Raw genomic sequence first — 26425 nt, 5'->3', positions numbered from 1 at the left:
GATCCTCCTCCGGCGGCGCCCGCGGCGGACGCCTCCCGACCCGATTCCCCCACATCGGGACGCCGCACGCGAGTCCCTTGACCCGGCTACCGCTCGACGGGACGCCGTTGCTCGTCCTCCGGCTCGGGGGCGAGCAGCGCCTCCGGAGCGGCCGCCGCGGTCGGCACGTCGGGTGCCGTCCGCTGCTCGAGGGAGCGCCCCCAGGCCGTGCCCGCGAGGATCAGCGCGATGCCGAGGAAGCCGACCGGCGCGATCGGGTCGCGGGCGAGCGCGACTCCGACGACCGCGGCCCACACCGGCTCGGTGCCCAGCAGGAGGCTGACGCGGGAGGGGGAGGTGCGGCGGACCGCCCACGTCTGCACGAGGAAGCCGAAGACGGTGCAGACCAGGACGAGGTAGAGGAACAGGCCGGTGCCCACGGGGTCGAGCCCCGCGACGTACTCGGGGATCGGCACGCCGACGACGAGCGACGCGGCGCTGAAGACGACGGCGCAGGTGCCGAGCTGCACCGTGGTCAGGCGGAGGGAGTCCATCGGCGCCCGCGCCGAGAGGCGGTGCATCGACGTGACGTGCACGGCCCGCACGACGGCGGCGCCGAGGATCAGCAGGTCGCCGGGGGAGAGCGGGCGGAGGGCGCCGTTGCCCGCGAGCAGCGCGACTCCGATGACCGCGACGAGGCATGCGAGCAGGAAGCGGCCCGGGAGGCGGCGCTTCGAGACGGCGGAGTCGAGGATCGGCGTGATCACGATCGTCAGGCTGATGATGAGGCCCGCGTTGGTGGCGGAGGTGCCGGCGATGCCGTAGGTCTCGAGCGCGAAGATCGTCGCGAGCAGCGCCCCGATGGTCACGCCGACCCGCCACTCCGCCGCGCTGATCCGGTGCCGCCGCGCCGCGACGATCACGGCCAGGCACAGGGCGGCGAGGGTCATCCGCGAGCCGAGCAGCGCCATCACGCTGGAGTCGGTGACGAGCTCCTTCGCCGCGAAGTAGGTGGAGCCCCAGGAGGCGGCGACCACGAGCAGGAGGAGGTCGACCCGGAAGCGGGAGAGGAGAGCGCGCACGGCTCATCGTGGCGGCACGGAGACCCGAAGGACAAGACTGCATCTTCTTCGCAGACGCGTAAGTTGGAACTCATGGAACTCGGACAGCTCAGGGCTCTGCGGGAGCTCGGCGAGCGCGGGAGCATCGCCGCCGTCGCCGCCGCGATGCGGGTGTCCCCCTCCTCCGTCTCGCAGCAGATCAGCGCGCTGCAGCGCCGCACTCCGACGGCCCTGACCTTCCGCGACGGGCGCCGGACCGCGCTGACCCCCGCCGGCCGCGCTCTCGCGGCGGCCGTGGTCGAGGTGGAGGTGGCGCTCGAGCGCGCGGCCCGGGCGGTCGCGGACTTCGAGGGGGAGCCGAGCGGCACGGTCTCGGTCGCCGCGTTCCACAGCGCGGGGCTGGCGATGTTCGGTCCGCTGCTGGAGGCGCTGCGCGCACCGGGTCTGCCGGGTGTCGCGCTCGCCGACTTCGACGTGGCGCAGAGCGCCTTCGCCGGGCTGACCGCGGACCACGACCTGGTCGTCGCGCACCGGCTCGCCGGCAGCGCCGAGTGGCCCGGGACCGTGCGCTCCACGCCCCTCCTCTTCGAGCCGCTCGACCTCGCGCTGCGGCGCGACCATCCGCTCGCCGCGAAGGACGTCGTCCGCCCCGCCGACCTCCGCGACGAGGAGTGGGTCGCGGTGCACGAGGGCTTCCCCCTGGAGCGGGCGATCGACGCCATCGCGGTCCTCGCGGGCGGCGACGCGCGCATCCCGCACCGGATCAACGACTTCCTGGTCGCGGCGGCGGTCGTGTCGGCGGGCGACGGCGTCGCGCTGCTGCCGCGGTACACGACCGACCTGCGGCGCACGCCGGAGGTGGTGCTGCGGCCGCTCAAGATCCCGGGGCTCGGCCGCCACATCGACTGCCTCGCCCGGCCCGAGACGCTGGAGCGCTCGGCCGTGCGGGCCGTGCTCGAGCAGCTGACCGAGATCGCCGCGGGGCTCGCCGCCGCGCCGTAGCATCGTGCCGTGCACCGCCTGATCGAGACCACGGCCGGAGACCCGGCCGCCACGGACCTCTTCGCCCTGCAGGAGGCCGACCTCCTCGCCCGCTACGGCGGCGACGACACCGGTCCGCGCCCTCCCGCCGACGCTCCGACCCTGCTGCTCGAGGTCGACGGCGGGCTCGTCGGCTGCGTGGCGCTCGCGGTCGAGGACGGCATCGGCGAGATCAAGCGGATGTTCGTGGTGAGCGCCGCGCGGGGCCGCGGGCTCAGCCGCGTGCTGCTCGCCGGCGTCGAGCGGCTGGCGGCCCGCGAGGGCGTGGAGCTGCTCCGACTGGTCACCGGCACGGAGCAGCCGGAGGCGATGGCGCTCTACGCGAGCGCCGGCTACGACCCGATCGCGGGCTACGGCTACTGGGGCGACGAGCCGAGCGCCCGCTGCTACGCGAAGCGGCTCGACCGCGAGGCGCTGCTCGCCGACGCGGGCTGACGCCGGGCTGGCGCTGGGCTGATGCCGGGCTGATGCCGGGCTGGCCGTTCGGCCGTCGGGGCGTGACGCCGGGCTGACGCCGGGCTGCCCGTTCGGCCGTCGCGGGCCGGCGACGGACTGACGTCGGGTTCTGCGCTCGGCCGTCGCGGGCTCTCCGGGCCGCTCGGTCCGGGGTGCTCGCGAGTCGGGCCGCCCGCTCGGAGGGTCCGTGTCGGCGAGCCCGATGGGGCATCTACGACGTCGTGGACGACTGGTCGGCGGTGCGGAGAAGCTGCTGAGGATGAGGCGCGGGAGGCGCGGCGCGCCGCCTCTGGGCAGGTTCGCGCCAGAGCGGCCTCGAGCGGCGTGCCCCGTCGCGGAGCAGGCGACTCTGTCGGAGCGGCACGGGCATCCTCCCGCGCCTCTCACCCGACTCTGCCCCCGATACCCAGGGGTGCACGATGACAGAAGGACTCCGATGCAGAACGAAGACACCAGCACGCCGACCGGCGCCCCCGATCGTCTGACCCAGCGCCGAACCGTGGTGAAGGGCGCCGCATGGGCGATTCCTGTTGTGGCCGCCTCGATCGCCGCTCCGATGGCGTCGGCCTCAACCGCCCCCCAGTGCGCCCTGCAGGACGCGCAGCGCATCGACGCCACCTCGACCACCGCGCTCGCGGCCCGGACGATCCCCGTGCCCGCGGGAACCCAGTGGGTCCGCTTCACGGCGGTCGGCGGAGACGGCGGCGGCGTCCGCACCGGGTCGGACGTCACCAGCGCCGGTGCGCGGGTGACGGGCACCATCCCCGTCGACGCGCTCGGCGGAGCGTCCGAGATCGTCATCACCGCGGGCTCGGGCGGCAGCAACCAGGCCGGCGGCCGGGGGCTCGGCAACGGCGGGGCTCCGGGCACTCCGGGCTACATCGGCTCCGGAGGAGGGGGCGGGGCCAGCGGGATCACCGCCGCGGGCTCCCTGCTCGTCATCGCGGGCGGCGGCGGCGGTAGCGCAGCCGGCTTCACCTCGAACGACTTCACCCGGTCCGCCCGCGTCGGGCCGAACGCGGGGTCCGGCGGTCCCGTCGGCGGCTCCGGCTACGACAGCGCCGTCTCGCGCGCGGACAGCAGCACCGGCTCCACCGAGCAGGCCCCGAGCACCGGCGGAAGCCAGACCGGGCCGGGGCAGCCCGGTGTGACGACGGTCAACGTGACCGAGACGGTTCTCGGCAGCCCGGGCTCCGGGCGCGACGGCGGTGCCGGCGCAGCGAGGACGAACGCGAGCCGCCAGGTGACCTATGCGTCCGGTGGTGGCGGCGGCGGCTACTTCGGCGGTGCCGGCGGCGGCACCTCCCTGTGGGTGCGGGGTGGCGGCTCCTACGCGGCCAACGCGTCGACGGGCGCAGGAGGCAGCAGCTTCGCCGCGTCCGGCGTGACCGTCGAGAACTCCGACGTCGACACCCGTTCGCAGACGATGGGCTACGTGGAGGTCGCCTTCTTCGTCTGCGAGTAGCGCCTGCCCGAAGGCCAGGTGAGCCTCCGTGGTCGTCCGCTCCGGCGCGCGACCACGGAGGCTCGTCGTCGTCACCGTCCGCTCCACGTCGTCCCCGTTCTCCTGATGTCCCATCACCATATCAGTATGGGGCTGGAGGCGCCAGACCTCACTCCTCCTGCGGCTCCGCGCCGTCGTGCTGCAGGCGCACCAGGACGCGGCGGAGGTGCATGGCCGCGAGGACGCCGGGACCGAGGGTCCGGGAGGTCGCGGCGGTCCGCTCGTCGACGACCTGCACGAGGTGCCGGATCGCGCGGGCCGCGCCTCCGATCGCCCGGTGCGCGGCGGGGGAGCCGGCGTCGTCGCGGTCGATCGCGTCGGCGACCGCCCGGCAGGCCTCGCTCAGCGGCGGGCCGAGCGCCGGATCGAACGGGAGCGCGCCCGGCCGCTCCCAGATGGTGTCCGCGAGGGCGCCGCTCAGATCGCGGATGTGGAAGAGGATCGCGTCGAGCGTCTCGAGGCGGAGGTGGTCGGGTCGGGAGTCGCGCCGGTGCAGCAGCGCGCGCGGGTTGCCCTTGCGGCTCTCGTCCGCGTCCGCGAGGGCCGCGCGGACCTCCTCCGCCGTCCGGGCCAGCTCCTCGCCGTTGCGCGCCCAGGCCTCGTGCTCGGGCGGCCACGTCTCCTCGAGCGCGGCGGCAAGCTGGCGCAGGTGCTCCGCGAGCTCGCGCCGGAACGCGTCGACCCGGGCGGACGCCGCCTCGACGGTGAGCCCGGGGGCGACGACCACGTTCACCAGCAGCCCCACCACCACGCCCACCGCCATCTGCACGAGGTAGCCGAGGGAGTAGTCCTCGGCGTCGGCCCCGCCGATGATGAGCACGAAGAGGGCCGCCATCGGCACGTACTCGCGGCCCGCGCCGAACCACCCCGTCCCCGAGAGGACCACGCCGATCCCGACGACGAGCGGGATCGTCCACCAGGTCGGTCCGACGGTGACGACCACGAGGGCGGCGAGCCCGATCCCCGCCGCCAGGCCGAGCAGGGTCTGCAGTCCGGTGCGGACCGAGCCCATCAGGGTCGGGTACATGCTGACCAGGGCGCCGAGCGGCGCGTAGTACGGGTACTGCTCCGCGACTCCGGGAGCGAGCGGCGCGACGGCCCAGGCGATGCCGACCGCCAGCGCCGTCTTGAGAGCGAGCATCAGGCGCGAGCCGGTGACCGCCTCCCGCCAGGCGAGGGCGGCGCGGGACGTCCGGGTGCGGGGCATCCCGGCACCCTAGGCGAGGGGCGCGGCCCGTCTCTCCCCTCTTGACAGCGGCGGCGGAGGCCCGAGCGACGGTGGAGGGCCGAGGGCGGCGGCTCGGGACGGCGGTGCTGATCACGACTCACGACGAACGTCCGATCCGGCCCACGTCGCCTGCGCCGTTCCACGGGGCGCCGCGGATCCTTCCTCCGTGACGAAAGCGACCGCGCGGACCGCAGGCGCCGTGAAGTGATGCCACCCCCGCTCACGGGGGCCGTTGAGTTTGCGCAGACGCCCTGTTACCGTGAACAAACCGTGCAGCTGGCGGCGTCGGAGGCCTCGAGGTGGAGGTCGCGCCGGATCCTGCGAGTCACGGCGAGCTCTTCTCCGAGGTCCACCGGGCCTCTCCCCTTGGCGCCCTCCGGCGCCTCTCCGCAGCCCCCCCGCCCCCGGGGGCGCGCCGCTCACGGTGCGCCTCCGGGCCCCACGCCGCCCCTGACGATGGAGTCACGATGACGACCGCATCGACGCCCGTCGACGCCGAGCTCCCCCGATCCGCGGGGCTCCGGCGCCGCCACACGGCCGGGCTGCTGATCCTCCTCGCCGCGGTGGCTCCGCTGCCCTTCACCGCCGCCTCCCCGGCCGTCGCCCTCGGCGAGCCGACCTCCACCGACCCGATCGCGCCGGACACCGCCGACCCCGCGATCGAGTTCCACGACGGCGACTGCTCCATGGTCGCGACAGCCCGGGCAACCCCGTCGTGATGCGGAAGGCGCCCACCCTCGCGGCACTCGGCACCACCGCCCCGACCACCGGGTACACCGACACGGACCCCGGCGGCTGATCCCTCGTGCCGGTCGAGCAGCTGCCCCTCCCTGCCGGTCGAGCAGCCGCCCGGCGGCGTATCGAGCCCTTCGTGCTCCGCACACAGGCTCCGACACGCCCCTGACGGCGCTGCTCGACCCAGCAGGGCTCGGCACCCCGAGATCCTCTCCCCCTCCCTGAACCGCACCACTCCACTGAAGGAGCACCATGCCCCCCACCACCACACCCGCGCGGCGAGCGCCGCTGCGCGCCGCGCTCGCCGCGCTCGGCCTCGGAGCAGTGCTGCTCTCGGGCCTCGTCGCCCCGGCTCCGGCAGCGCAGGCGGCCGATGCCGTGATCCCGCAGCAGGGCCTCCTCGCCGACTACCGGTTCACGCAGACCACCGGCAGCACGGTCCCGAACACCGTGAGCGGAGGCGTGGGAGCCGCCACCGTCCGCAACGCGACCGACGCGCTCTGGACCGGCACGTCGCTCCGCCTCACCGGCGGCCCCAAGAGCAGCACCACCGCCCCCTGGGTGCAGCTGCCCGCGAACCTGCTGACCGGTCGCTCGTCGGCCACCGTCACGATCGAGACCCGCGCCGACGCGTCGATGCTCTCGAACTTCCACTTCCTGTGGAACATCGGCAGCGACAGCACGAACCAGTACTGGTTCGCGTCCGTCCGCGACCGGGTGCGCACCGCGATCACGACCAGCGGAGGGAACGGCGAGAACAACGCCCGCAGCGCCTCCGCCCTGACCGCCGACCGCTGGTACAGCCTCACCTCGGTGATCGACGGCAGCGCCGGCACGATCTCGTTCTTCGTCGACGGCGTCCAGGTCGCCTCGGCGCCCACCGCTCTGCGCCCCTCGTCGGTGGCGGACCAGTCGCTGAACACGATCGGCCGAGCACCGTACCCCGACCCGTTCTACACGGGCGAGGTCTCGGCGTTCCGCGTCTACGACCGCGCGCTCACCGGGGCGGAGGTGGTGGCCGTGTCGAGCGTCGACGCGAAGCCTCACGCCTCCACGTTCTCCCCGATCGCCGCCGCCGTGCTGGCCGGGGTCGCCCCGCTCACCGTCGACGACTCGACCACGAACCTGCCCGACTACGGGGGAGCGGTGACCTGGTCCTCCAGCGACCCGACCCTGCGCGTCTCGGCCGACGGCCGCACCCTCAGCGCCGACCGCCCCGCCGTGGGCCAGGCCGCGCGCGCCTCGACGCTCACCGCGACGGCGTCGATCCGCGGAATCGTGCAGACCCGCTCGATCGCCGTGACGGTCGAGCCGCAGGTCGGCGTCGACACCCCCTACGGCTACATGATGGTCCACTTCGTCGAGGACTCCCAGGGCTACGCCGAGAAGATCTACCTCGACGTCTCCCGCGGCGACGACCCGGAGAAGTGGGACCCGCTCAACGGCGCGAAGCCGATCCTGGCCTCCGACCTCGGCACCACCGGTGTCCGCGACCCGTACCTGACCTACAACCCCGACACGAAGAAGTACTACATCATCGCCACGGACCTCCGCGTCTTCGGCGGCGACCGGGGCCCCAGCACCTGCGACACCTGGTGCTACTGGACCACCAAGGGCAGCACGAAGATGAACGTCTGGGAGTCGAGCGACCTCGTGTCGTGGAGCGACGTCCGGCAGTTCGACGTGGCGCTCGACGCCGCGGGGACGAAGAAGCTCGAGGCCGGCATGATGTGGGCTCCCGAGGCCACGTGGGTGCCGGACTACGCGGGACCCGGCAAGGGCGCGTTCGTCGTCTACTGGTCCTCGACGGTCTACCCGACCGCGGCGCACACGCCGGGCACCGGATCCTCCCGCGTGCTCTGGGGAGCGACCACGGACTTCACGCAGGCCACCTACTCCTACGGCGGCACCTTCATCGACACCGGGGCCGACACGATCGACACCACGCTGATCCAGGACTCCGGCACGACCTACCGGATCTCGAAGGACAACGGCACCGGCAAGGGCATCTACATGGAGTCGACCACCTCGCCGACCTGGTGGCTGCCGACGACCTCGTGGACGCAGATCCAGTCGCGCATCGGCGCGGTGTGGTCCGGCGGCAACCCCGGTGGGGTCGAGGGCCCCGCGGTGTTCAAGGACCACGGCGAGGACACCTGGTACCTGTACGTCGACGTGATCCCCGCGACCGGCTACAAGCCGATGGTGACGAACGACCTCGACACGGGCTGGACCCAGCTCACCGACCCGGGCTTCTCGCTCGCCTCGTCGACCAAGCACGGCGGCATCGTCTCGCTGACCGCGGGGCAGTACGCCGAGGTCCGCTCGGCCGACGCCGCCTCCGCGGTCCGCTCGGACCTCGGCGAGGTGACGGTCGCCTCCGGCACCGACGCCGCGGCGGCTCTGCCCGCCCGCGCCGACGTCGTGCTCGCCTACAACCGGGGCACCGCCTCGCAGCCGGTCACCTGGAACACCTCCGCGGTGGCGACGGCGCCCGGCCGCTACTCCGTCACCGGAGTCGTCCGCACGATCGGTGCAAACGACAACCAGTGGGTGGGCGCGAACGGATCGACGGCCTACAACGCCGCCGACCGTCGGCTCTCGAGCTCCACGGCCGTCACGGTCACCGCGACCGTGGTGGTGACGGCACCGACCTCGACGCTCACCGCGTCCACCCGCTGCGTCGCGGGCAAGGTCGTCCTCACCGGAGTGGTGAAGAACACGGGCACGACGCCCCTCTCGGTCGTCATCCGCTCGCCGTTCGGCGCCTCGCAGACGCTGACCGCCGCCCCCGGCGCCAGCGCCTCGGCCGCCTTCACCACCCGTCAGGCCTCGGTCCCGGCCGCCTCGCTCACCGCGGGCGCCCTGACCGCGGCCTACCCGGCGCGCACCTGCTGACGCACGCGCGCCGGTGACGCCGAGACGGCCCGCCCCCGCCGAGACACCGCCCCACTGCGGTGCCTCGGCCGGGAGCGGGCCGTCTCGGCGTCGAGCGCCTCGGAGCTCCGCGGCGGCCGCCCCACATCCCGGCACGGCAGGCTGTACGGATGAGCGCGCCTGGAACCACCGACCCCCTCGACCACGTCCGCGTGCGCGGCGCCCGCGAGAACAACCTCCGGAGCATCGACGTCGACGTGCCGCGCGACGCCCTCGTCGCCTTCACGGGGGTCTCCGGATCGGGCAAGAGCTCGCTCGCCTTCGGCACGCTCTACGCGGAGGCGCAGCGCCGCTACTTCGAGTCGGTCGCCCCCTACGCGCGGCGGCTGATCGACCAGGTCGGCGTGCCGGACGTCGACTCGATCGAGGGCCTGCCGCCGGCCGTCGCCCTCCCGCAGCGGCGCTCCGGAGGCTCGGCCCGCTCCACGGTCGGCAGTGCGACGACGCTCTCGAGCGTGGTGCGGATGGTGTTCTCGCGCATCGGCGCCTACCCCGAGGGCGCGCCGATGCTGCTCGCGGAGGACTTCTCGGCCAACACCGTGCAGGGCGCGTGCCCCAGCTGCCACGGCATCGGCCGGGTCTACGACGTCCCCGACGAGCTGATGGTGCCGGACGACTCCCTCTCGATCCGCGACGGGGCGCTCGCCGCCTGGCCGACCGCCTGGCACGGCAAGCAACTGCGCGACAGCCTGATCTCGCTCGGACACGACATCGACGCTCCGTGGCGCGACCTGCCCGCGGAGGACCGCGACTGGATCCTGCACACTCCTGACTCCCCGCAGGTTCCCGTGTGGACCGACCGCTCTCCCGCGGAGGTGCGCGCGTCCGTGGCCGCCGGGGACGAGCCGCGCTACATGAGCACGTTCCTCGGGGTGCGCCGCTACGTGCTCGACACCTTCGCCGGCTCGAAGAGCGCCCGGATGCGCGAGCGCGCGGCCTCGTTCGTCGTCAGCGTCGCCTGCCCGGTGTGCGGCGGCCGGAGGCTGAAGCCCGACGCGCTCGCGGTCACCTTCGAGGGGCTCGACATCACCGAGCTGTCGGCGCTCCCGCTCGAGGAGCTGGTCGTCGTCGCGCGGCGCGTGCTGGAGCCCGGCTGGACCCCGGCCGACGGCGCTCCGCAGACCCGCCTGGCCGCGCAGCGGCTGGTCGAGGACCTCGTCGCCCGCCTCGCGCCGATCGTCGACCTGGGCCTCGGCCACCTCTCGCTCGACCGCTCCACGCCGACGCTCTCCTCGGGGGAGCTCCAGCGGATGCGCCTCGCGACGCAGGTGCTCTCGCGCCTCTTCGGCGTCGTCTTCGTGCTCGACGAGCCGTCCACGGGCCTGCACCCCGCCGACACGGAGGCGCTGCTCGGCATCCTGCGGACCCTGCGGGCGACCGGCAACACCGTCTTCTTCGTCGAGCACTCCCTCGACGTCATCCGCGAGGCCGACTGGATCGTCGACATCGGCCCGGGCGCGGGGTCGGGGGGCGGCACCGTCGTCTACTCCGGCCCGCTCGACGGCCTGCCGGGCGCCCGCGGCTCCGTCACCCGCCGCTACCTCTTCCCCGAGGGCGACCCGGCGCCGCTGCGCTCCCGCCGCACCGCGGAGCAGTGGATCGAGCTCGCCGGAGTCTCGCGGCACACCCTCGACGACCTCTCCGTCGCGTTCCCGGTCGGGGTGCTCACCGCGGTCACCGGTGTCTCCGGATCGGGCAAGTCGACGCTCGTGAACCAGGCGCTGCCCGATCTGCTGCGCGCCTCGCTCCGCGCCGACGTCGCCGAGGACGCGCCGGCGGAGGAGGGCGGGGAGGCGGACCCGCTGCTCGACGCGGCGGCGGCGGCGACCCGCGGCACCGCCTCCGGGCCCGCGGACCGCCTGCGCCGGGTGGTGCAGGTGACCCAGACCCCGATCGGCCGGACCTCGCGCTCGAACGTCGCGACCTACACGGGTCTGTTCGACCGGGTGCGGACGCTCTTCGCGGCCACCCCGGAGGCGAAGCGCCGCCGCTTCTCGGCGAGCCGCTTCTCCTTCAACCTGCCCAGCGGGCGCTGCCCCGTCTGCAAGGGCGAGGGCTCCGTGGAGGTGGAGCTGCTGTTCCTCCCGACCGTCGAGGCGCCCTGCACGGCGTGCGGCGGCACCCGGTACAACGACGAGACCCTCGAGGTCACCCTCGGCGGCCGGACGATCGCCGACGTCCTCGCGCTGAGCGTCGCCGACGCGCGCGAGGCCTTCGCCGAGGACCGCGAGGTCGCCCGCCACCTCGACGCTCTGGTGGACGTGGGGCTCGGCTACGTCTCGCTCGGCCAGCCGGCGCCCGAGCTGTCCGGGGGAGAGGCGCAGCGGGTGAAGCTCGCCTCGGAGCTGCGTCGCGCCCAGCGCGGGGACACGCTCTACCTGCTCGACGAGCCGACGTCGGGCCTGCACCCCGCCGACGCCGACCGCCTGCTCGAGCACCTGCAGCACCTCGTCGACGCGGGCAACACGGTGATCGTCGTCGAGCACGACATGCGCGTCGTCGCCGACGCGGACTGGGTCGTGGACCTCGGCCCGGGGGCGGGCCGGGCCGGCGGCTCGGTGGTCGCGACGGGCACTCCGGAGGAGGTCGCCGAGGCCGCGGGCAGCCGCACCGCTCCGTACCTCCGGGCGGCTCTGGACCGGCGCCGCTGAGCGCTCGAGGACCCTGTCAGTCCTCTCACCGAAACCTCACCGAAAACTATTGTTAACGGTAACATTCGAGGCGGCCCGCCCCCCTGGGCCGGATTTCTCAACGACGAGAGGCCTCACGAATGAGACGACGACTCCCCCTGGCCACCGTGGCGGTGATGGCGCTGACGGCGGGTCTCCTGTCGGTCGGCCCCACGGCCCAGGCCGCCCCCACCACCTCGCTCGACGCCGCGAAGGTGCTCGAGCTCCCGTTCGACGGGTCGCTCGCCGACACCAGCGGTCGTGGTACCGCCCTCGGGATGCAGAAGGGCACCGCCTCCTACGGCACCGGCCTGAACGGCCGGGCGTTCGAGTTCACCGGATCGAACGCGATCTCGCTCGGCACTGCGGCGGCGCTGCAGCCCGCCGACCTCACCGTCTCGTTCTGGTACAAGCCGACCAGCGCGATGACCGGTGAGCAGGTCTTCACCTGGAACAAGACCACCTACAACTCCGACGGCTGGTACCTCACCTCCGAGGGCGACGGCACTCCGCTCGCCCTCTCGATCGGCCCGTCCGGCGGTCAGCCGTACAAGGTCGCCGTCGAGACCGCCCGCTCCGGCTTCTTCCCCGCGGGGGAGTGGACGCACGTGGTCGCCACGTACGACAAGAGCACCAAGGCCGTCGCCTTCTACCGCAACGGGGTGAAGCAGACCGCCGTCGTCAAGACCGCGCCGTCCTCCTCCGCATCCGGCGTCCTCGGCTCCGAGAGCACCTCGACGAAGACCCTCGGCTTCAACGGCCCCCAGTACAACGGCGCGCACCTGCGCGGCCTGCTCGACGACTACGCGCTCTACAACGGCGTCGCGACCACCACCGACGTCGTCGCCCTGACGAAGGCCGGCAACCCCTCCTTCGACCCCGCGAGCATCGCCCGGGCCGACCTCGAGCTGGTCGCCCCGCCCGCGAGCACCAGCACCGGCTTCACCCTGCCCACCGTCGGCGCGAAGGGGTCCGCCCTCAGCTGGACCTCCTCCGACCCGGCGACCGTCGCGATCAGCGGAGGCACGGCCGCGGTCACGCCGCCCACCGGCTCCGCGACGCAGGTCGTCCTCACCGGCTCCGCCACCTACGGGGGCAGCACCGCGGTCACGAAGACCTACACTCTCCAGGTGCAGCCCCGGGGAGTGAAGACGTCGAACTACCTTCTGGAGGCCGGCCTGTCCGACGTCTCCGTGCAGGACCCCTACCTCGAGAACGGGGAGCAGCAGACCGTCGAGTACCTGCTGAGCCTCGACCCCGAGATGTTCCTCTACTCCTTCTACCGCGAGGCCGGGCTCACGCCGACCACCAGCGGCGGATACGGGGGTTGGGAGCGCGAGAACGGCACCCGGTTCCAGGGCCACTTCTTCGGCCACTACCTCTCGGCGCTCTCGCAGGCCTACGCGACCGAGGAAGACGCGGCCACCAAGGCGGCACTGCTCGCGAAGCTCACCGCTTCCGTCGACGGTCTGAAGAAGGTCCAGGACGCCTACGCGCTCAAGGACCCCGCGAACGCCGGCTACGTCTCGCCGTTCCCGACCCGCTACCTCCCCTCGGGCGGCGACGGCCTGCTCGTCCCCTTCTACAACCTGCACAAGGTGCTCGCAGGCCTCCTCGACGCCCACGACCAGGCGCCCGACGCCGTCTCGCAGAAGGCGCTCACCGTCGCCGGCGGCTTCGGCAGCTGGATCACCGCCTGGGCGGGCCGCCAGGCCAACCCCGGGCAGCTCCTGAACACGGAGTACGGCGGAATGAACGAGGCGCTCTACCGCCTGTACGAGACCACGCACGACCCGGCGCACAAGCGCGCGGCCGAGTACTTCGACGAGACCGCGCTGTTCCAGAAGCTCGCGAACAACGAGGACGTCCTCAACGGGCTGCACGCGAACACGACCGTCCCGAAGCTGATCGGCGCGCTGAAGCGCTACCGCGTCTTCACCGACGACCCGGCGCTCTACGCCACGCTCACCGCCGCGGAGAAGTCGGATCTCGACATGTACCGCCGTGCCGCCGAGAACTTCTGGCGCATGGTCGACGAGACCCACACCTACGCCAACGGCGGCAACAGCCAGTCCGAGCACTTCCACGCACCCGGCACCCTGTACGAGTACGCCACGAACGGCCAGACCACCGGCTACGGCGAGAACTCGACCTCCGAGGGCTGCAACATCTACAACATGCTCAAGCTCACCCGGGCGCTGTTCCAGGTGACCGAGGACGTGAAGTACGCCGACTTCTACGAGGAGACGTTCATCAACGGCGTCCTCTCGGTGCAGAACCCGGACACCGGCATGGTGACCTACTTCCAGCCGCAGACCGCGGGCTACGCCAAGGTCTTCGGGCACGAGCTCGACGAGTTCTGGTGCGACCACGGCTCGGGTATCGAGAGCTTCACCAAGCTCGGCGACTCGATCTACTTCGAGAAGCCGAAGACCGTCTTCGTGAACCAGTTCCGCTCCTCGGTCCTCCGCTCCTCCGCGAACAACCTCCGGCTGACCCAGACGGCGGACATCCCGAGCACGGACACGGCGACCCTGAGGGTCGAAGCGCTGGCCGGAGGAGCCGTGGCCGCGGACACGACCCTCAAGCTGCGCGTGCCGTCCTGGATCGACGGAGCGCCGACGCTCACCGTGAACGGTGCCGTCCGTGCCGTCACGGCCCAGGCCGGATACGTCTCGGTCGCCGTCGCCGCCGGTGACGTGCTGACCTGGAAGCTGCCCGCCGCGGTCAGCGCGGTCGCGGACACGGAGAACCCCGACTGGACCGCGTTCCGCTACGGACCGGTGCTGCTGGCGACCGAGCTCAACCGCTCGAACGTCGAGGCGTCCTATGTCGCCGGCGTCCTGGTGCGCATGGGCATGGCCGACAAGTCCGTGAACTCGAACGTCGTCGTCGCGGACTCCGCGGCCTGGAAGTCCGCGGTCCGCGGCAACCTGGTCCGCCTGCCCGACGGCGCGGACGGCAACGGCCGCACGACGATGCGCTTCGGCATGAAGAACGTCGACGCCGCGTCCGCCGCCCGGGTGTTCACTCCGTACTACAGCCTCTACAACGCCCGCTACGCGACCTACATGACCCTGATCGAGCCCGACTCGGCCGCGGCCCAGGAGCTGATCCGGACGCAGAAGGAGCAGCTGCGCGTCGACGAGACGACGATCGACTCCCTCACCTCCTTCGACAACAACAACAGCGAGGCCGACAAGAACTACAAGACCGCGCGGTCCTCGGTGGGGACCTGGCGCGGCGAGGGGTACCGCGACGGCGAGCGCTCGGCGGAGGCGTACTTCCAGTACGACATGATCGTCGACCCGGCTCTGCCGGCGAACTACCTCGGGGTCCGCTACTACGGCGGCGACGCGGGACGCACCTTCGACGTCTACCTCAACGACGTGAAGCTCAAGACCGAGGTGGTCTCGGGAGCGGCCGGAGCGACGAGCTGGTACGTCCAGTACGACCGGATCCCGGCGTCGATCCTCAGCGGTCTCGCCGCGAAGGACAGCTACAAGCGCGACCAGAGCGGGAAGTACGTGCTCGACGCGAAGGGGCAGAAGATCCCCGTCGTCACGGTGCGCTTCCAGGGCACCGGATCCAGCTACGTCGGCGGTGTCTTCGGGGTCTACACGACCGAGTCGACCACCTACGCTGCGGACCCGGAGCTGACGAAGCTCTCCTCCGACGTCGGGACGCTCTCGCCGGCTCTCGCCGCCGGGGTCAGGGACCACACGCTCACGGTGCCGGCCGGCACGACGAGCGTCTCGCTCGACCTGGACCCGGCCGTGCCCAGCGGCCTGGTGAAGGTCGACGGCGTGCTGATCGACGACACCGTCCGCCGCACCGTGCCGCTCGCGGCCTCGGGGACGACGAGCGTGGTCGTCGAGTCGTCGGCGCAGGACCACACGACCACCGCGACCTACCGCCTCTCCATCGTCCGCGCCTCCGCGGCGACGGTGCCGACCACCGTGACGGCCACCAGCCGCTGCGTGGCGGGCAAGGTCGTGGTGACGGTCACCGCTCGGAACGATGCGAAGGTCCCGGCGGGGATCACCCTCGGCTCCGCCTGGGGCTCGAAGGCGTTCACCGGGATCGCTCCCGGGTCGAGCGCCTCGCACGCCTTCACCACCCGCGCCGCCTCGGTGGCCGCGGGCTCGGCGACGGTGACCGCGACGGCGACCGTGGACGGAGCATCGGTGACCACCACGAAGCAGGCCGCGTACTCCGCTCTCACCTGCAAGTGACGTGACGACGACGGCCGCCGGGGATCGCCCCCGGCGGCCGTCGTCGTCAGTCGGAGGTGCGGTAGAGGCCCTGGAGCAGCCCGATGACGTCGCCCAGGAGGGGCGGCGGGTCGCTCCGGATCCACGCGGCGTGCACGGGGACCGGCGGGGCGTCGCGGACGACCCGGTAGGCGACGCCCTGCCGTCGGTACTGGCTCACCGTCGATTCCGCGGTCACTCCGCGGGCGGAGCCGCTGGTGATCACCGTGAGCCAGTCGTCGACGTCGGTCGTCGGGACGGTGATCCGCGGCCGGTCGTGCTCGGGCCAGAGGTCGAGCCGGGTGCTCCCGGTCCGGTCGTCGAGCGCGAGCGGAGCGGTCGCCACCTGGGCGAGCGTGACCGTGCGCTTCGCGGCGAGCGGGTCGTCGACGGACAGGGCGCAGTAGCGCTTCTCGGTGCCGATCAGAGCCGACTCGACGTCCGCAGCCGGAGATCCGCGCCGGAGGATCGCGAGGTCGCTGAGGCCCTCCGCGAGCCCCGCGGTGGGGGTGTTGGAGCGGATCAGCCGCAGCTCGTGGCGGGGGAGCGCCGCGGCCCAGCGGCGCTGGAACTCCTGGGTGTGCTCGCCGAGAGCCGACCAGGCGTAGCCGATCCGGATCGTGTCCGTTCCGGCCGCCGCCTCCTCGCGCAGATCGTCGACGACGGCCAGGACGCGGCGGGCGTGCCGAAGCACCCGCTCGCCCGCCGGCGCGAGCTCGACGCTGCGGGTCGTCCGGTGGAGGAGCCTTCGTCCGAGGACGGACTCGAGCGCCGCGACGTTGCGGGAGACCGCCGTCTGGGAGATGCCGAGGTCGATCCCCGCGTCGGTGAAGGTCCCGGCGTCCACGACGCCGACGAACGACCGGAGGTGGCGCAGTTCCAGATCCATGACCGCATCCTATTCATGCGGTTCCCGCATCGATCGGACCGGTTATGCATTGTGAGCCGGGGCCGGACGGCTCGCAGACTTCCGGCATGACGAAGCAGCTCCCCGGCGACGGACGGACCGTCGGCGTCGCGACCGCCCTCGCGAGCGCCCTCTCGAATCAGCTCGGGGCGGCCTCCGGGACTCTGGCCTTCCCGGTCCTGGGATCCGTCGGAGTGGTCGCCGTCCGGCAGATCGTCGCCGCGCTGATCCTCCTCCCGGTCGTGCGGCCGCGGATCCGCGACCTGACCCGCGCGCAGTGGTGGCCCGTCCTGCTCCTCGCCGTGGTGTTCGGAGCGATGAACCTCACGCTCTACGCGGCCATCGACCGCATCGGGCTGGGGCTGGCGGTGACCCTGGAGTTCTGCGGGCCGCTGGCGGTCGCGCTCCTCGGCTCCCGGAGCAGGACCAGCGCGCTCTGCGCCCTCGTCGCCGGAGCGGGCGTCCTCGCGATCGCCGGGCCGAGGCCCTCGTCCGACCAGCTGGGGATCGCGCTCGGTCTCGCGGCCGCGTGCTGCTGGGCCGCGTACATCCTGCTCAACCGGATCATCGGACTCCGGCTGCCCGGAGCGCAGGGGACCGCCACGGCGACCGGGATCTCCGCCGCCGTCTTCCTGCCCGTCGCCGTCTGGACGCTCGTCTCGACGCGCCCCGACGCGGGCACCGTGCTCCTGGCGGTCGGCGCCGGCGTCCTGGCGACGGCCGTCCCGTTCGTGGCCGACGTGATCGCGCTCCGGAGGCTCCCGGCGAGCGTGTTCGGGACGCTCATGAGCGCCAACCCCGTCCTGGCCGCCCTCATCGGCGCGGTCGTGCTCGGGCAGGACGTCGGCGCGGCCGGATGGATCGGGATCGCCCTCATCGTCACCGCGAACGCGGCGGTCCTCCGGCGGGGGCGTCGCGCGCGGTGAGGCCCGGCGGCGGCCCGAGCGAGAGGTGATCCCGTCGAGATGCCGCCGCTGTGCGTTACCTGTTCGTTATGAAAAAGGCGCCTACACGACCAAACCAGGGACACCCTGGGAAACGGCAGGTCGCGGGAGAAAACTCTCCTCCATGAACCAGACAGCGGCACCCGTGCGCGAGCATCGAGCTCTCTACTTCCTGCTCGCCGCCCTCGCGGGCATCGTCACGGGCGGAGTCCTCCTCGCCGTCGCCGAGCTCATCGCCCTCGCGGTAGCCCGCACCGCGAGCCCCGTGCTCGCGCTCGGCGCCTTCATCGTCGACATCGTCCCGCGCCCGCTCAAGGAGTTCGCGATCGAGACGTTCGGCGAGAACGACAAGACCTTCCTGCTCGGCAGCGTGGGCGCCGCGGTCGTCGTCGCCGCCGCGATCGCCGGAGTGCTCCAGCTGGTCCGCCCGCCGCTCGGCCAGGTGCTGCTCGTGATCGCCGGCGGCCTCTCGATCGCCGCCATCGTGACCCGCACCGGAGCGTCGCCGCTCGCTGCGGTGCCCACGCTGGTCGGACTCGTCGTCGCCGTCGTCGTCATGCACCTCCTCTTCACGCGCCTGCGCGGCTGGCGTGCGGCCCGGGCCTCGGAGGCCAGGGGAACATCCTCCGAGGCCCGTCCGGGCGCCCTCGAGCGCCGCGGCTTCTTCCGCATCGCGCTGATCTCCGCCGTCGGCGCGGCCGTCGTCGGCACCGGCGCCCGCCTGGTCAACGCGGCGACCTCCTCCCTCGCCGGCGTCCGCGACGCCCTGCGCCTGCCGTCCCCGCGCAGCACCGTCTCGGTCCCCGCGGGCGCCGAGCTCGACATCGAGGGCATCACCCCGCTCTACACGCCGAACGCCGACTTCTACCGCGTCGACACCGCCCTCACCGTGCCCAACCTGGACCCGTCGGCCTGGTCGCTGAAGATCACCGGCATGGTCGACCGCGAGGTGACGCTGAACCTCCAGCAGATCTTCGACATGGGCCTCGACGAGTACGGCATCACCCTCACCTGCGTCTCGAACCAGGTCGGCGGCAACCTCGTCGGCAACGCCAAGTGGCTCGGCGTCCCCCTGCGCGACGTGCTGAAGATGGCCGGCGTGCAGAGCGGAGCCGACATGCTCCTCTCCACCAGCAGCGACGGCTACACGGCGTCCACCCCGATCACCGCGGTCACGGACGAGAACCTCGACGCGATCCTCGCCGTCGGCATGAACGGCGAGCCCCTCCCGTTCGAGCACGGCTTCCCGGTGCGGATGATCGTGCCCGGCCTCTACGGCTACGTCTCGGCCACCAAGTGGCTCACCGAGCTCAAGGTCACCACCTTCGAGGCCGACCAGGCCTACTGGACCCCGCGCGGCTACTCCGCCGAGGCCCCCATCAAGATGTCCTCGCGGATCGACACCCCGCGGATCGGCGTCCCCGTCACCTCGGGCGCTCTCAAGATCGCGGGCGTCGCCTGGGCGCAGAGCATCGGCATCGAGAAGGTCGAGGTGAGCATCGACAACGGCGACTGGCAGGAGGCGACGCTCTCGACCCCGGTCAACCTCGACACCTGGGTGCAGTGGTTCGTCGACTGGGACGCCCAGCCCGGCTCGCACTACGTCGCGGTCCGCGCGGTCGACAAGAACGGCATGGTCCAGATCGAGGACCGCGCACCGGTCGCGCCCGACGGCTCCTCCGGCTGGCAGCGCACGCTCATCAACGTCACCTGACGCCCCGTGGAGGCGCCGATCCCCGTGGGTCGGCGCCTCCGGTGCGTCCGGCGTCCGTCGCGAGGACGCCCCCGCAGTGCGGACGGCCCTCGACGCGACGACGCCTCCGCGGCAGGCACCGCGGCACGTCCCGGCCCGGCGCGCAAGCCTCCGCGGCGACGCGGCCCGCGAGCAGGCGCCGCCCTAGCCTTCGAGCATGCGCTCCCGGCTCCTCCACCTCCGCGAATCCTTCTGGTTCCTCCCGGCCCTGTTCGGCGTCCTCGCCGTCGGGCTGGCGCTGGGGCTGGTCGAGGTCGACCACCTGCTGGTCCGCGCCGGCGACAGCGACATCCCCCTGATCGAGGACCTGTCGCCGACCGGCGGCCGGGCGATCCTCTCGGCGATCGGCGGGACGATGCTCGGCGTCGCCGCGACCTCGTTCTCGATCACGATCTCGGTGCTGGCGACCACGTCCTCCGCCTACGGGCCCCGGCTGGTCCGCAACTTCATGGCCGACCGCGGCAACCAGATCGTCCTGGCGGTGCTCACCTCCACGTTCCTGTACTCCCTGATCGTGCTGCGCGCGGTGCACACGGAGGAGGACGCGTCGCTGACGTTCGTGCCGGTGGTGGCCGTCTCGTTCTCGGTGCTGCTCGCGGTGGGCGACGTCGCGGTGCTCGTCTACTTCATCCACCACATCGCTCTGTCGGTGCAGGTGACGACGCTGCAGCAGCGGGTGCTCGGCGAGCTCGTCGACGTCATCGAGCGGCTGCACCCGGAGGACGGGGAGGAGCCGACGGATGCGGAGGGGGCACTGCTCGCGGAGGAGGCCCTGCCGCCGGCGGGGCGCGAGCCGGTCGTGCTGCGTGCGGTGCGCGGGGGCTACGTCGAGCAGCTCGAGGTCGAGCGGCTGGTCGCCCTGGCCCGCCGCGGCGACGCGCGGCTCCGGGTGCTCGCGCTGCCCGGCGACCACGTCCTCGTCGGCGACCCGGTGCTCGAGGTCCTGGAGGGGTCCGTCGCCCAGGAGGAGGCGGTCGCCGCGGTCGTCGTCGCCGACGCCCGCACCCCGCACCAGGACCTCCGCTACGCCGTCCAGCAGGTGGTCGAGATCGGAGTCCGCGGGCTCGCGACCGGCACCAACGACCCGTACACCGCGGTCGGCGCCGTCGAGGCCCTGACCAGCGCGCTCGTCGACCTCTGCGGCCGGCCGGAGGCGCGCGGCCGCTACTCCGACTCCGACGGAGTCGTCCGCCTGGTCGTCCCGTGGCCCCGAGCGGGTGAGCTGCTGGCCGACGTGTTCCTCGCGCTGCGCTCGTACGCGATGGAGCAGCCGCTCGTCGTCCGCGCCGGCGTGCGCCTCGCCGAGCGGCTCGCGGTCGTCGCCCGCGGCGGGACCCGCGTCGAGCTGCACCGCCAGGTCCAGGCGTTCGCCGCCGCGCACGCCGCCGCCGACGGCGACGCCCTCGAGGCGCCGGCCCTGCGCGCGTCGCTCGCCGCGCTCGAGGCGCGCCTCGCGGCCTGAAGCCGGCCTGCCGGATGCTCCGGGAAGCCGCACCGCCCATGGAGTGCTCGAATCGATTCGAGTAGGCTCGGCGCATGACAGAGAACACCACTGAGCTGCGCGTGGGGGTCGTCGGCCTCGGCTTCGCCGGCACCACCCACCTCGATGCCTTCCAGTCCCTGGCCGGCGCCCGCGTCGTCGCGCTCGCCGGCCAGGAGGAGGCGCGCCTGCACGAACTCGGCGCGACCCGCGGCGTCCCCGACCTCTACGCCGACTGGGAGGAGCTCGTCGCCCGCGACGACCTCGACGTCGTCTCCATCGGCGTCCCGAACCACCTGCACCACCCGATCGCCGTGGCCGCGCTCGCGAGCGGCAAGCACGTCTTCTGCGAGAAGCCGCTCGCCACCACCGCTGAGCTGGCGGCGGAGATGGTCGAGGCCGCCCGCACGAACGACCGGGCGCTCGAGATCGCGTACAACCACCGCCGCCGCGCCGACGTCGCCTTCCTCCGCGACTACCTCGACGACGCGCCGCTGGGCGACGTCTACCACGCCCGCGCGAGCTGGCAGCGGCGCACCGGCATCCCCGGCATCGGCTCCTGGTTCACCAGCAAGGAGCTCGCCGGCGGCGGCCCGCTCATCGACCTCGGCTCCCACGTGCTCGACATCGCGCTGCACCTGCTCGACGAGCCGCGCGTGACCAGCGTCTCGGCGGTCGCGTACGGCGAGATCGGCCGCTCCGGCCGCGGAGGGCGCCCGCACGGCGTCGCCGCCACCGGCACGCACGCGTTCGAGGTGGAGGACTTCTCGAGCGCCCTGCTGCGCCTCGACAACGGCCGCTCGCTCCAGCTCGACGCCTCCTGGGCCAGCTACTCGAAGGTCGACGAGGACATCGAGGTCGAGCTGCTCGGCTCGGCCGGGGGCGCGCGCCTCCACATCGCCGACTACGCCACGGAAGGGACTCTGACGCTCTACTCCGAGGTCGCCGGAGCGCCGACCGTCTCGCACCCCGACGTGAAGGTCCCCGCCGGACACCACCGCTCCGTCATCGCCGAGTTCCTGGAGGCCATCGCCTCGGGAGCCGACGCGCCCGCGGGCGGCCCCCGCTACTCCGGCCACTACGGCGAGTACGCGCTGCACCGCAGCCGGGTGGTCGACGCGATCTACCGCTCCGCCGCCGAGAAGCAGGAGGTGGCGGTCGCATGAGCGCCCCGATCGAGGTCCTCGTCTGGAACGAGTTCCGCCACGAGACCCGTGGCGACGAGACCGTGCTGCGCCACTACCCGGACGGCATCCACCGCGTCATCGCGGACGGGCTCGCGGAGTCGCTCGGCGACGCCGTCTCGGTCCGCACCGCGACGCTCCCCGAGCCCGAGCACGGGCTCACCGAGGAGGCGCTCGCGACGACGGACGTGCTGCTGTGGTGGGGGCACATCGCGCACGAGGAGGTGTCGGACGAGGTCGTCCAGCGCGTCCTGCGGCACGTGCAGGAGGGGATGGGGATCCTGGTCCTGCACTCGGGCCACTACTCGTCGATCTTCAAGGCGCTCATGGGCACGACCTGCTCGCTGAAGTGGCGCAACGACCGCGACCGCGAGCTGGTCTGGACGATCGCGCCCACGCATCCGATCGCCGAGGGCGTGCCCAGCCCGCTGATCATCCCCGAGCAGGAGATGTACGGCGAGTACTTCGACATCCCGGTGCCGGAGGAGACGGTGTTCCTGTCGACGTTCACCGGCGGCGAGGTGTTCCGCTCCGGCGTGACCTACACCCGCGGCCTCGGGAAGGTCTTCTACTTCTCGCCCGGCGACCAGGACTACCCCGTCTACCACCACCCGGACATCCGGCGCGTGCTGGCGAACGCCGTCCGCTGGGCCCGCCCGACCCGGCCGCGCACGCCCCTCACGGCCGACCACCACCCCCGGGGCTGGTTCGAGTCCTGACGCGAGCTCCCGCGCCCTCCCCTCCCTCTCCGCGAGATGCCGCTCCGGTACGCGACACGCCGTGCCGGGCGCACCGACGTGGCGTCTCGCGGGGAGGTACTGGGGGGATGCAGCAGTCGGAGGGGCGCGAGCCGGACGAGGTGCGCCGGTACGGGGAGGCTCCGGAGCAGATCGCGGACGTCTTCCGCGGGGCGCCCGGCGAGGCGCGCCGGCCGGTCGTGCTCGTGCACGGCGGGTTCTGGCGGGCGCGGTGGGACCGGCGGCACGCCCGGCCGCTCGCGGCGGCACTGGCCGACCGCGGGCACGACGTGCTCCTCCCCGAGTACCGGCGCACGGGCGACCCGGGAGGCGGCTGGCCGGGCACCGGCGACGACGTCCTGGCCGTGCTCGCGGCGCTCCCGGCACTGCTGCCCGGCGCCGGACCGGTCGCCCTCGTCGGCCACTCCGCCGGCGGCCACCTCGCCGTCTGGTCGCAGGCCGCCCGTCCGTCGCCGCACGTCGCCGCTGTGGTGGCGCTGGCGGGCGTGCTCGACCTGGCCGCCGCCTCCGCCGACCGCCTCAGCGACGACGCCGTGGGGGAGCTCCTCGGCGGCGACCTCGCGCTGCTCCCGGGCGCCGACCCCGCGCAGCTGCCCGCGCCGCCGCAGCCGACCACGCTGATCCACGGCGTACTCGACGAGGACGTCCCCGACGCCTACAGCCGCCGATACGCCGACCGGCACCCCGCCGTGCAGCTCCACGAGCTCGCCGACGCCGACCACATGGCGCTCGTCGATCCGACGACGCCCGCCTTCGCGATCCTCCTCGCCGCGCTCGCCTGACGCGGGATCGCACCCCCTCGCCCGTCGGCGTGCGCTGGGGACGGATCGCGACGCACCGCCCGCCGACGCGCGACGGAAACAGGCCCCCTACAGGACCGGCGGGTACAGGAAGAGCGGGACCTGGGCGGTGGGGAAGGTGCGGGTCACGTAGCTGTGCTTGCCGCCGTAGTTGTACTCCTCGAGGAGCACCGTGCCGTCGTCGTTGACCTTCTGCACGTACGAGACGTGGTTGTAGGTCCACCACGCGACGCAGCCGACGATCGGGACGCTGCTGGTCGCCCAGCCCTTCGCGGCCCAGTTGTCCGGCCACTCGTAGGCGCTGCCGCCGAGCGGGGTGATGTTCCCCCACGTGTACTTCCACGGCGCGGAGGTGCGACCGGCGTCGCGGTTGAGGCGCCAGGCCACGAAGTCGACGCACTCGCGGTAGTAGTAGCCGAGGGGCGAGAGTCCGCCGCCGTCGTCGTCGATGGTCTCGTAGGGCCACGGGTAGTCGTCGCCGACCGCGCGGGTCTGCACGGTCGAGAACTCGCCGCCGTTGGATCCGGAGAGCACGGCCGCCTGGCGGCTGGCCTCGTCGAGCTGCGCCTGGGTCGGGGCGGCGAAGGCGTCGCGGACGGCGGTCTGGCCGGCGGCGTCGGAGGAGACAGTGAGGTTCTGGAGGCCGACCCGGTTCGCGGCGGCGCGGCCGGTCGCGGTGGCGGAGGAGCTGCGGGCGCCGTACGCGGGGATCGCGGCCGTGGCGAAGAGGCCGCCGACCACCGAGAAGGTGCCGAAGGCGAGGGCGCGACGGCTGAGGCCACGGGCTCGGGCGGGTTCGGCGGCGCGGGGAGCGACGGGGCGGGAGGCGGACGCGCGGCGCGGTGAGGCCGGGATCGACCGGGAGGCGGGGGAGGCGACGGCGGGGACCTCGACCGAGACGGTCGGAGCGGTCGCCGCGGCCGTTGCGGCGTCGACGGCGGTGGGCGCAGTTCCGGCGGAGACGCCGTTCTCCGCAGAGGCGATCGTCTCGTCCGATCCGCTGCCCTCGACCGCGGCACCGGCGGTCGCCGCGTCCGTCTCCGTCTCGGCCCGGGCCGCACGGCGCTCGGCCTCGCGGGCCTCGCGCCGGGTCGGGGGTGCAGTGGTCGGGGTGCCGGCACTCTCCTCAGGGGTGGGAATGCCTGGCTTCGACACGCGTGCGTTCTCCTCGGATGACGGTGGTGACGGGGGGTCGGGGGCCGGTGGGGATCCGGCGACGAGCCACTCTAGCCCGAGGCCCGCGCATAACGGAACGATCACGACGGATCCGGCACGGATGCTCCGACCGCTCGCGCCCGTGCGGTGCCAGGATGGGGCGCAACCGGGAAGGAGCTCCTCATGACCGCACCCACCCCCATCGGGCCCGTCCTCGTCGGCATCGTCGACGGCCAGCGACCCGAGGTCCTGCGCACCGCCGCCCGCGTCGCCGCCGACGCCGGAGCCGCCCTGCTGCTCGTGTCCGTATCGGCCGATCCGTACCTCGTCGGCGAGTACGTCGATCCGATGACCGGCGGCATCCCGCTCGGCTTCGTCGGCGCCGCGGCCGACCGCGGCGAGGGCCCGTCCCTCCCGCCCGGGCTCCGCGAGACGGTCGAGCACGAGCTGGACGGCAGCACCGTGCAGTGGTCGCTGCGCGCGGCGCGGGGCGAGCCCGCCCTGGCGCTCGCCGAGGTCGCCGAGGAGGTCGACGCGCGGATGATCGTGGTCGGCACCCGCGACGCGGGCGTGCTCGCGAGCATCGCCGAGTTCCTCAGCGGGAGCGTCGCCGCCCACCTCGCGCACCGCCAGCACCGCCCCGTGCTCGTCGTCCCGCGCGCCGACCGCGACCCGTCGCGCCCGGCGCCCTGGGACCTCGCGGAGTGACGCGACCCCTCCACCTGCGCCCCTCCGCGATCCTCCTCGTCGCGGCGGGTGGAGCCGTCGGCACGGCTGCGCGCGCCGCGATCGGCGCCGCACTGCCCCCGTTGGGCGTCGTGCCGGTCGCGACGCTCGCCGTGAACCTGCCGGGCGCGTTCCTCCTGGGCCTCCTGCTCGAGGCGCTGGCGCGGCGCGGGCCGGACGAGGGCGGGCGCCGCACCCTGCGCCTCCTGCTCGGCACCGGCGTGCTGGGCGGATTCACGACCTACAGCACCTTCTCGCTCGACACGGTCGCGCTGCTCGAGGGCGGCCACGTCGTGGAGTACCTGCTCTACACCGGCGGCACGCTCGTGCTGGGCGTGCTCGCCGCGGCGCTGGGCATCGCGGTCGCGGGGCGGCGGAGGGCGGCGGCGTGACGCCCGGCCTGCTGCTCGCGGTCGCTCTCGCGGGCGGAGTCGGAGCGGCCGCACGGCTCGTCGTCGACGGGGTCGCGCGGTCGCTCGTGCCGGCGCGCTGGCCGGTCGGCACCGCGCTGATCAACGTCAGCGGGTCGCTGCTGCTCGGAGTCGTCACCGGGCTCGTGCTGGCCGGTGTCCTCGACCCGGTGTGGCGGGCCGTGCTCGGGACGGGCGTGCTCGGCGGCTTCACCACGTTCAGCACGGCGAGCGTCGAGACCGCGCGGCTGCTGCTCGACCGGCGCTGGGCGGCCGGCCTGGGGTACGGCGTCGGCACGGCGGCGCTCGCCGTCGCGGCGGCCGCCGCGGGCCTCGCGCTGACGGGCGTCCGGCTGTCCTGAGCGGCGTGGCGGGCACTCCGGAGCGGCGTGCGGCTCCGCTCCTCGCCGCCCTTCCCCGGAGCCCACCCCACGCCGCTCAGGAC

At 73.5% G+C, this 26425-nt stretch carries 20 protein-coding genes; 16 read left to right on the top strand and 4 right to left on the bottom strand.

Annotated features, from left to right (window positions below):
• Positions 1-86: 86 nt before the first annotated feature.
• Complete coding sequence (locus C5D36_RS10445) at positions 87-1061, bottom strand: DMT family transporter (RefSeq protein ID WP_219812592.1); 975 nt, start codon at positions 1059-1061, stop codon at positions 87-89.
• Between the two features lie 72 nt (positions 1062-1133).
• Here C5D36_RS10445 and C5D36_RS10440 point away from each other — a divergent pair, with 72 nt between their 5' ends.
• The 3 genes from C5D36_RS10440 (at position 1134) to C5D36_RS10430 (ending at position 4002) form a co-directional block, all read left to right on the top strand.
• Positions 1134-2042 carry a LysR family transcriptional regulator gene (locus C5D36_RS10440; protein ID WP_104295777.1) on the top strand — a complete coding sequence of 303 codons (909 nt, stop codon included), beginning with the start codon at positions 1134-1136 and terminating at the stop codon, positions 2040-2042.
• Positions 2043-2051: 9 nt separating this feature from the next.
• Positions 2052-2516, top strand: a complete 465-nt coding sequence (locus C5D36_RS10435) for a GNAT family N-acetyltransferase (protein WP_104226986.1) — start codon at positions 2052-2054, stop codon at positions 2514-2516.
• Between the two features lie 457 nt (positions 2517-2973).
• Complete coding sequence (locus C5D36_RS10430; protein ID WP_104351504.1) at positions 2974-4002, top strand: hypothetical protein; 1029 nt, start codon at positions 2974-2976, stop codon at positions 4000-4002.
• Positions 4003-4150: 148 nt separating this feature from the next.
• Here the strand turns inward: C5D36_RS10430 and C5D36_RS10425 are convergent, their stop codons facing one another.
• Positions 4151-5248, bottom strand: a complete 1098-nt coding sequence (locus C5D36_RS10425; RefSeq protein ID WP_104295776.1) for an aromatic acid exporter family protein — start codon at positions 5246-5248, stop codon at positions 4151-4153.
• A gap of 488 nt (positions 5249-5736) precedes the next feature.
• Between C5D36_RS10425 and C5D36_RS10420 the strand changes: the two genes are divergently transcribed.
• The 4 genes from C5D36_RS10420 (at position 5737) to C5D36_RS10405 (ending at position 15845) form a co-directional block, all read left to right on the top strand.
• Positions 5737-5988 carry a hypothetical protein gene (locus C5D36_RS10420; RefSeq protein ID WP_104226573.1) on the top strand — a complete coding sequence of 84 codons (252 nt, stop codon included), beginning with the start codon at positions 5737-5739 and terminating at the stop codon, positions 5986-5988.
• A gap of 268 nt (positions 5989-6256) precedes the next feature.
• Positions 6257-8902 carry a LamG-like jellyroll fold domain-containing protein gene (locus tag C5D36_RS10415; RefSeq protein ID WP_104234492.1) on the top strand — a complete coding sequence of 882 codons (2646 nt, stop codon included), beginning with the start codon at positions 6257-6259 and terminating at the stop codon, positions 8900-8902.
• A 149-nt stretch (positions 8903-9051) separates the two neighbouring features.
• A complete protein-coding gene (locus C5D36_RS10410) occupies positions 9052-11592 on the top strand; it encodes an excinuclease ABC subunit UvrA (RefSeq protein ID WP_104257750.1) in 2541 nt (846 codons plus the stop codon).
• Between the two features lie 119 nt (positions 11593-11711).
• Positions 11712-15845, top strand: coding sequence for a beta-L-arabinofuranosidase domain-containing protein (locus C5D36_RS10405; protein ID WP_104295775.1), 4134 nt, complete (start codon positions 11712-11714; stop codon positions 15843-15845).
• 46 nt (positions 15846-15891) lie between these two features.
• Here the strand turns inward: C5D36_RS10405 and C5D36_RS10400 are convergent, their stop codons facing one another.
• Positions 15892-16752, bottom strand: a complete 861-nt coding sequence (locus C5D36_RS10400) for a LysR family transcriptional regulator (protein ID WP_104295774.1) — start codon at positions 16750-16752, stop codon at positions 15892-15894.
• 86 nt (positions 16753-16838) lie between these two features.
• Between C5D36_RS10400 and C5D36_RS10395 the strand changes: the two genes are divergently transcribed.
• The 6 genes from C5D36_RS10395 (at position 16839) to C5D36_RS10370 (ending at position 23671) form a co-directional block, all read left to right on the top strand.
• Positions 16839-17696: a DMT family transporter gene (locus C5D36_RS10395; RefSeq protein WP_104234495.1), complete on the top strand. Its 858-nt coding sequence runs from the start codon at positions 16839-16841 to the stop codon at positions 17694-17696.
• A gap of 142 nt (positions 17697-17838) precedes the next feature.
• Entirely contained in the window at positions 17839-19428 is a 1590-nt protein-coding gene (locus C5D36_RS10390) for a molybdopterin-dependent oxidoreductase (protein ID WP_104226578.1), read from the top strand.
• Between the two features lie 196 nt (positions 19429-19624).
• Positions 19625-20929 (top strand): DUF2254 domain-containing protein, encoded by a 1305-nt coding sequence (locus C5D36_RS10385; RefSeq protein WP_104295773.1) that lies wholly within the window; start codon positions 19625-19627, stop codon positions 20927-20929.
• Positions 20930-21003: 74 nt separating this feature from the next.
• Positions 21004-22113 (top strand): Gfo/Idh/MocA family protein, encoded by a 1110-nt coding sequence (locus C5D36_RS10380; RefSeq protein ID WP_104295772.1) that lies wholly within the window; start codon positions 21004-21006, stop codon positions 22111-22113.
• On the top strand, positions 22110-22850 hold the full coding sequence (locus C5D36_RS10375) for a ThuA domain-containing protein (protein WP_104226581.1): 741 nt from the start codon (positions 22110-22112) through the stop codon (positions 22848-22850). Before C5D36_RS10380 ends, C5D36_RS10375 begins: the two co-directional genes overlap by 4 nt.
• Before the next feature lie 107 nt (positions 22851-22957).
• Positions 22958-23671: an alpha/beta hydrolase gene (locus tag C5D36_RS10370; RefSeq protein ID WP_104295771.1), complete on the top strand. Its 714-nt coding sequence runs from the start codon at positions 22958-22960 to the stop codon at positions 23669-23671.
• 87 nt (positions 23672-23758) lie between these two features.
• Here C5D36_RS10370 and C5D36_RS10365 read toward each other — a convergent pair whose 3' ends face one another.
• On the bottom strand, positions 23759-24844 hold the full coding sequence (locus C5D36_RS10365; RefSeq protein WP_104295770.1) for a CHAP domain-containing protein: 1086 nt from the start codon (positions 24842-24844) through the stop codon (positions 23759-23761).
• A gap of 183 nt (positions 24845-25027) precedes the next feature.
• Here C5D36_RS10365 and C5D36_RS16840 point away from each other — a divergent pair, with 183 nt between their 5' ends.
• From C5D36_RS16840 to C5D36_RS10355, 3 genes are read left to right on the top strand one after another with little or no spacing between them, the layout of a single operon-like run.
• Entirely contained in the window at positions 25028-25552 is a 525-nt protein-coding gene (locus C5D36_RS16840; RefSeq protein ID WP_181072852.1) for a universal stress protein, read from the top strand.
• The gene (locus C5D36_RS16835) at positions 25549-25962 is read left to right on the top strand and encodes a CrcB family protein (protein WP_104313543.1); all 414 of its coding nucleotides are present in this window, start codon (positions 25549-25551) and stop codon (positions 25960-25962) included. Before C5D36_RS16840 ends, C5D36_RS16835 begins: the two co-directional genes overlap by 4 nt.
• A complete protein-coding gene (locus C5D36_RS10355) occupies positions 25959-26342 on the top strand; it encodes a CrcB family protein (protein ID WP_104226584.1) in 384 nt (127 codons plus the stop codon). Before C5D36_RS16835 ends, C5D36_RS10355 begins: the two co-directional genes overlap by 4 nt.
• The last annotated feature ends 83 nt before the right edge of the window (positions 26343-26425 follow it).

This window comes from Rathayibacter sp. AY1C6 (assembly GCF_002931535.1).
GTDB lineage: Bacteria > Actinomycetota > Actinomycetes > Actinomycetales > Microbacteriaceae > Rathayibacter.
The sequence above is the reverse complement of the archived record's forward strand: the minus strand, read 5'-3'. Positions and strand labels throughout refer to the sequence as shown.